Here is a 1022-nt window from a genome sequence, read left to right as displayed (position 1 = left end):
GTTTTAAAACATTATTGACGAGATTCCTTGTTAGCAAAGTAACAATTCTTCTCTTTTTTTCGCTTGGCTTTTGTTCAGTTTTCAAAGAACTCGTTTTTATTGTCGACTCTCATCAGCGACGATTATTATCTTAACATAGCTTGAGTTTCTATGCAATAACTTTTTTAAAAGTTTTTATATTAACAGCAAGCCAGATAAAAAAATGTAGATAGGCATAAAATAATTCTCATGCCCAGATATATAAATATAACACGCTTCGCAGAGAATGACAATAGTTAATGGAGTTTTTTTTCGTCTACTTAAGAGAGAGAAGAGATTTTCTCCTCTTATTTTAGCGGGAGTGATAAAAAGAGTAATCGCAGACTCCCTCGCTCCCGAGTCCAAAAAAGTTCTTAACCTTTTTAGGCTAAGAACTTTCATTATCAAAATTATAGTAAGTTTTTATGGTGGAGCCTAGCGGGATCGAACCGCTGACCTCCTGCGTGCAAGGCAGGCGCTCTCCCAGCTGAGCTAAGGCCCCTTTTTATGGTCGGGAAGACAGGATTTGAACCTGCGACCCCCTGGTCCCAAACCAGGTGCTCTACCAAGCTGAGCCACTTCCCGTTATGTCAAATTAAATAATGGCGCGCCCTGAGAGATTCGAACTCCCGACCTTTTGATTCGTAGTCAAACACTCTATCCAGCTGAGCTAAGGGCGCAAAAACCGTAAGTGCCGAGGGCCGGACTTGAACCGGCACGGTAGTCACCTACCGCAGGATTTTAAGTCCTGTGTGTCTGCCAATTCCACCACCCCGGCAGGACTCTTATGGAGCGGAAGACGGGATTCGAACCCGCGACCCCCACCTTGGCAAGGTGGTGTTCTACCACTGAACTACTTCCGCAACATATGTAATGCGGGTGAAGGGACTTGAACCCCCACGTCACAAGGACACTAGATCCTAAGTCTAGCGCGTCTGCCAATTCCGCCACACCCGCATATTACAAAATGGTGAGCCATGAAGGACTCGAACCTTCGACCCTCT

The 1022-nt window shown here is 44.9% G+C and carries 6 tRNA genes; all 6 read right to left on the bottom strand.

Going from position 1 to position 1022, the window contains the following annotated elements:
- Positions 1-444: 444 nt before the first annotated feature.
- Positions 445-520 (bottom strand) — tRNA-Ala (locus ABMB67_RS23425).
- Between the two features lie 6 nt (positions 521-526).
- Positions 527-603: transfer RNA gene (locus tag ABMB67_RS23420), tRNA-Pro, on the bottom strand.
- A gap of 18 nt (positions 604-621) precedes the next feature.
- A tRNA-Arg gene (locus ABMB67_RS23415) sits at positions 622-698 on the bottom strand.
- 12 nt (positions 699-710) lie between these two features.
- Positions 711-796 (bottom strand) — tRNA-Leu (locus ABMB67_RS23410).
- A gap of 10 nt (positions 797-806) precedes the next feature.
- Positions 807-881, bottom strand: a tRNA-Gly gene (locus ABMB67_RS23405).
- Between the two features lie 11 nt (positions 882-892).
- Positions 893-975 (bottom strand) — tRNA-Leu (locus ABMB67_RS23400).
- Positions 976-1022 lie beyond the last annotated feature (47 nt).

The sequence above is a fragment of the Halalkalibacter oceani genome, from assembly GCF_040544555.1.
In the GTDB taxonomy this organism is placed as follows: Bacteria; Bacillota; Bacilli; order Bacillales; family Bacillaceae_D; genus Halalkalibacter; species Halalkalibacter oceani.
The sequence above is the reverse complement of the archived record's forward strand: the minus strand, read 5'-3'. Positions and strand labels throughout refer to the sequence as shown.